We start from the raw sequence: 5,839 nt of genomic DNA, 5'->3' as shown, positions 1-5,839 counted from the left end.
TTAGTGAATAGTAATTAGTGAATAGTAATTAGTGAATAGTAATTAGTGAATAGTAATTAGTGAATAGTAATTAGTGAATAGTAATTAGTGAATAACTTTATTCTACACAAAATTAAGTAATAATTGAGTTCAAGATGTAGCCAAATGGCGTTATTTTAATTAACCGCAAATTCGCAAATTATAATCATCTGAAGATAAAAAAAATTTGCGAATTTGCGGTAATTATTAATTTATGTTTTTTCGGATACGACTCATATGTCGCGACGAAATTCCTAAAAACGAAGCCAAATAGTGCAATGGAACTTCTTGTAGTAATTTGGGTTCAGTTGCTAGTAGTTTTTTATATCTTTCTTCAGGAGTTAGTGTCAATAAATCAATGCGATAATCATCGATTAAGCAAATTTGTTTTTCGATAACATTGTAATAAAATTGCTGAAATGCCTTGTTGTTTTCAATTAAATCTTTGAATGTTTTTAAATCTACAATCCACAGTTTAGTTTCGGCAATGGCTTTAATGCTTTTCCTAGAAGGTTTTCCAAATAAAAAACTGCTTAATGAGGAAGTCACCGAATTTCTTAAAGCAAGATAAGTGGTTTTTTCTTCGTCGAAAACTTCTATCGAATGTTGTAAAATCCCGCTTTCTACAAAGCAAAAATGCTGGCAAATTTCATTTTCCTTCACAAAGAATTCGTTTTTCTTCAACAAAATCTCCTTAAATGTAGTTCTTGCTTTCAATATTAATTCTTGCACAGAATCATTCTCTACGTCGATAAATTGACATAAATAATCAAGAAAAGCATCTTTTGTTTTTAAAACCGTCATCTGCAAAAGTTTCAACAAAAATATCTAAATAGTTTTCAACTCAGATTAAAATCTATATTTTTATAAAAAAATTCACAATGAGAACTAATTTATGGTCGGTACTTCTTTTTTTTACAATTTCTCTTCAAGCACAAGATAAATCACCATATCAATTATTTGATAAAAACGGAAACAAAGTTACTTATGACAAACTGATATATGCTTCGTTAAAAACACAAGTTGTTCTTTTTGGAGAATATCATAACAATTCAATTTCACACTGGTTGCAATTAGAATTGACTAAGGATGTTGCAGTTTCAAAAAAAGTTGTTCTTGGTGCCGAAATGATTGAAGCCGACAATCAAAAACAATTAAATCAATATCTAAAGGGAGAAATTAATCAAAAACAATTGGATTCGACAGCTCGACTTTGGCAAAATTATGCTACGGATTACAAGCCATTAGTTGATTTTGCTAAAGAAAATAAATTTGACTTTATTGCAACGAATATTCCTAGAAGATATGCTTCGATGGTTTCTAAAAAAGGATTTGAAGCGTTGGCTACATTAACAGAAGAAGAGAAAACTTGGATAGCACCACAACCAATTCCTTATGACGCATCGCTTCCAGGATATGTTGAAATGTTGAAGATGATGGGCGAACATACTAGTCCGAATATGCCAAAAGCTCAAGCTACCAAAGATGCCACGATGGCTTATTTTATTACTAAAAATTTGAAACCTAATACTGTTTTTATTCATTATAATGGAACTTTTCATTCAGACAACTTTGACGGAATTAACTGGTATTTAAAAACCTATAATCCAGCGATTAAAATTGTAACTATTTCAACAGTTGAGCAGAAAGACATTACTAAATTAGAAAAAGAAAATTACAATAAAGCCGACTTTATTCTCGTTATAGATGAAGATGTAACAAAAACCTATTAAATTTGTGTGCTTTTAAAAATCAATTTGTAATAATTGTTCAAATTAATAAGTTTTTGAAGTCAAAAACCAAACCATAAAATGAAAAAATTAGTTTTATTCATAATTGTAGTTGCTTTAAGTGTTTCTTTTTTTTCGTGTGAAGATTTAGATGATAATCAAGTGGAACCAATGTTGATTATTAAATTTAAATTTGATTCAAATCAAGCGCGATTAAATAATTTAGGTCAACCTTCCTTTGTCCCTTTTGGAAATGCTGCCCAATCTCCGGTTTTTAATACGATTTCCTCACATTATATTGAATTCGCAAAAGATGCTACAACCCAACTTGGTGATGGTAATGTAGTTTATCAAGGTCAAGAAACCACAATTGGAGGCGATAACGCAATAGATTTTAGTAAAGCAAAAATAGTTGCCGAAGGTGAGGCTTTCTTAGAAATTCCGTTAAAAGATTTATCGATTGGAAAGTATGAGTGGATGAGAGTCTTATTGTCTTATCAAAATTTTAATGTCAAAATTCGTAAACCAAGTTCAAGTTTAGAATATGACGGAACTTTAGAAAGTTTTATTGGTTTCAATACTTATATCACTACACATAATATTGGAAATACTTTTTTTCAAGTTGATGCCAATAAACCGCAAGGATATTGGGCTTTTGTCTTAGATGATTTCCCTTATTCCGCATCAGGGCAAGCACCAGTTGGAGCTACTACAGCGCCTAATCCCATTGCTGGTTCGTCACCAACATCGCCAATATCAGGTATAGTTACCGGAAAATTTAATACACCACTTGAAATTACTGGCTTAGAAAAAAAGAATGTTGTTGTCACACTTTCACTATCTACCAATAAAAGTTTTGAATGGGTTGATACTAACGGCAACGGAAAATTTGATCCATCTCAAGGAGAAACAGTCCTTGATATGGGACTTCGAGGATTGGTTCCTTCGTTTACAAAATAGTTTTGTTTAACAAATACCATAGTTTTTTTAAATATAAGAGCTTGAAAATCAACAAGTGTTAAACTCACTTTAAATTGATTATAAATTACATCGAAAAGGTTGTAGTTAATATCAAATAGCTGTATTTTTGTGTGATTTTTTAAAATAAATTATACAATCTTATGGCAAAATCTGCACTTTTAAAGTCATCTATCGCAAAGAAATATTGGATGGCTCTTACGGGTTTATTTTTATGCTTGTTTTTGGCAGGACATTTAGCTGGAAATCTACAACTGATTTTTAGCGACGCATTACATTTTAACCAATATGCGTTATTTATGACTTCAAATCCAGCAGTTAAGTTATTATCTTATTTAACTTACATTTCAATTCTTTTTCACGCTGTTGATGGTTTTTTACTAACCTATCAAAATGTAAAAGCTAGACCAATTGGTTATGCTAAAACTAATCCTAGCGCAAACAGTTCTTTTTCTTCAAGAAATATGGCTGTCTTAGGAACATTAATTTTGGTTTTTATTGTTACTCATATGGTTAATTTTTGGGCAAAGATGCACTTTGATGAAAATATGCCGTTGCAAACAGTAACAGTAGAAATGATGGGCCAAAAACAAGAGTTATATTTAACAACTAATGAAGGTTATATGCCTGTTCAACAAGTTGCTAAATCAGCAGAGGAAGCTGCTAAATCTGGAGCTCAAACTTATATCGCTAACAGAACAGAATTTTACAACACTCAAGCTAAAGTAAAAATTGGCGAAGGTTATAAAGATCTACACAAAATTACAGTTGCATTCTTTAAGGATGCTAAATTTGGTTTGATAGCAACACTACTTTATGTAGTAGCAATGGTTGTGTTATCGTTCCATTTATTACACGGATTTCAAAGTGCTTTCCAATCCTTAGGACTTAATAATCCTAATTGGACTCCAAAAATAAAATTTTTCGGAACTGCTTTTGCAATTGTTGTTCCGTTGTTATTTGCAATTATTCCAGTTTACATTCATTTTTTCTTAAAATAATCAACATCAGATATATATTATGAAGTTAGATTCAAAAATACCAGAAGGTCATATTTCAGATAAATGGACAGATTATAAAGACCATTTAAAATTAGTAGCTCCAAACAATAGACCAAAAATTGATATTATTGTTGTTGGAACAGGTTTAGCTGGTGCGTCTGCTGCAGCTTCACTTGGTGAAATGGGCTATAATGTAAAAGCATTTTGTTTTCAAGATTCACCACGTCGTGCGCATTCAATTGCAGCTCAAGGTGGTATCAATGCTGCAAAAAATTATCAAAATGATGGTGATAGTACCTTCAGATTGTTCTATGATACTATCAAAGGTGGTGATTATAGAGCTCGTGAAGCAAACGTTCACCGTTTAGCAGAAGTTTCTAGTAATATTATTGACCAATGTGTTGCTCAAGGTGTGCCTTTTGCTCGTGATTATGGCGGATTACTAGACAACCGTTCGTTTGGTGGAACTCAAGTACAACGTACTTTTTATGCCGCAGGACAAACAGGACAACAATTATTATTAGGAGCATATTCAGCTTTGTCAAGACAAATTGGACTTGGAAGAGTTCAAATGTTCAACCGTCACGAAATGCTAGATTTAGTAAAAGTTGATGGAAAAGCACGTGGAATCATTGCCCGTAATTTAGTAACAGGTGAACTAGAAAGACATTCAGCTCACGCGGTTGTAATTGCATCTGGCGGTTACGGAAATGTGTATTTCCTTTCTACAAATGCAATGGGAAGTAATGTTACTGCTAGCTGGAAAATCCACAAACAAGGTGCATTATTTGCTAATCCGTGTTATGTTCAAATTCACCCAACTTGTATTCCGGTACACGGAACAAATCAAGCTAAATTGACTTTAATGTCTGAATCGTTACGTAACTCAGGACGTATTTGGGTACCAAAGAAAAAAGAAGATGCTGAAGCAATTCGTGCGGGTAAATTAAAACCTGTTCAAATTGCTGAAGAAGATAGAGATTATTACTTAGAGCGCAAATATCCTTCTTTCGGAAATTTAGCACCTAGAGATATTTCATCAAGAGCTGCCAAAGAAGTTTGTGACGAAGGAAGAGGAATTGAGGCTAATGATACCAATGAAGGTGTATTCTTAGATTTTTCTTCAGAAATTCAGACAAAAGGAAAACAAGCTGCTTTTGCAAAAGGAAATCATCACCCAACACCTGAAGAAATTACGGCGTTAGGAAAACAATGGTTGAAAGAAAAATATGGTAACTTGTTTACAATGTACCAAAAGATTACCGATGAAAATCCATACGAAACACCGATGAAAATTTATCCAGCGGTTCACTATACAATGGGTGGTGTTTGGGTTGATTATAATTTGCAATCTACAATTCCAGGTTGTTTCGTTGCTGGTGAAGCCAATTTCTCAGATCACGGTGCAAACCGTCTTGGAGCTTCTGCATTAATGCAAGGTTTAGCCGATGGGTATTTTGTTTTACCATACACGGTTTCAAATTATCTTGCAGACGAAATCAAGACAGGAAAAATTTCAACTGAAACTCAAGAATTTGTTGATGCTGAAAATAGAGTTAAAGAAACTATTAATAAGTTTTTATCAACAAAAGGTTCTAAATCTGTTGATCATTTCCACAAACGTTTAGGTTTGATTATGTGGAACAAAGTTGGTATGGCTCGAAATGAAGAAGGATTAAAACAAGCAATTGCCGAAATCGCTGCTTTAAAAGAAGAGTTTTACAGAGATGTATATGTTCCTGGTTCAGCTGATGAATTGAATCCGCAATTAGAAAAAGCGCTTCGTGTAGCCGATTTTATTGATTTAGGACAATTAATGGCAATGGATGCTTTACAAAGAAAAGAATCATGTGGAGGTCACTTCCGTGAAGAATATCAAGATGCTGAAGGTGAAACTTTGCGTGATGATGAAAACTTCTCTTTCGTTGGTGCTTGGCAATACAATGGTGAAGACATCACTAAAGAAGAGCTTCATAAAGAAGAATTAAAATACGAGTTTATTAAAATAGCCGCAAGAAATTACAAATAATAGAGTTATGAGCGCAGCAAAAAATATAAATATTACCCTAAAAATTTGGCGTCAGAAAAACTCCAAAGCTAAAGGGAATTTAG

5 protein-coding genes are annotated in these 5,839 nt (G+C 32.8%); 4 read left to right on the top strand and 1 reads right to left on the bottom strand.

Annotation, left to right across the window (positions count from 1 at the left end):
• Positions 1-225: 225 nt before the first annotated feature.
• Positions 226-822: a Crp/Fnr family transcriptional regulator gene (locus Q0050_RS11935; protein ID WP_298396006.1), complete on the bottom strand. Its 597-nt coding sequence runs from the start codon at positions 820-822 to the stop codon at positions 226-228.
• Positions 823-899: 77 nt separating this feature from the next.
• On the opposite strand from Q0050_RS11935, the gene Q0050_RS11930 reads away from it, so the two are divergent.
• The 4 genes from Q0050_RS11930 (at position 900) to Q0050_RS11915 (ending at position 5,756) form a co-directional block, all read left to right on the top strand.
• Positions 900-1,751 carry a ChaN family lipoprotein gene (locus tag Q0050_RS11930; protein WP_298396004.1) on the top strand — a complete coding sequence of 284 codons (852 nt, stop codon included), beginning with the start codon at positions 900-902 and terminating at the stop codon, positions 1,749-1,751.
• 78 nt (positions 1,752-1,829) lie between these two features.
• Complete coding sequence (locus Q0050_RS11925; RefSeq protein ID WP_298396002.1) at positions 1,830-2,708, top strand: hypothetical protein; 879 nt, start codon at positions 1,830-1,832, stop codon at positions 2,706-2,708.
• 161 nt (positions 2,709-2,869) lie between these two features.
• Entirely contained in the window at positions 2,870-3,727 is an 858-nt protein-coding gene (locus tag Q0050_RS11920; RefSeq protein WP_298395999.1) for a succinate dehydrogenase cytochrome b subunit, read from the top strand.
• A gap of 19 nt (positions 3,728-3,746) precedes the next feature.
• Positions 3,747-5,756 (top strand): fumarate reductase/succinate dehydrogenase flavoprotein subunit, encoded by a 2,010-nt coding sequence (locus tag Q0050_RS11915; RefSeq protein ID WP_298395996.1) that lies wholly within the window; start codon positions 3,747-3,749, stop codon positions 5,754-5,756.
• Positions 5,757-5,839: the final 83 nt, after the last annotated feature.

Source organism: Flavobacterium sp. (genome assembly GCF_027483985.1).
In the GTDB taxonomy this organism is placed as follows: Bacteria; Bacteroidota; Bacteroidia; order Flavobacteriales; family Flavobacteriaceae; genus Flavobacterium.
The sequence above is the reverse complement of the archived record's forward strand: the minus strand, read 5'-3'. Positions and strand labels throughout refer to the sequence as shown.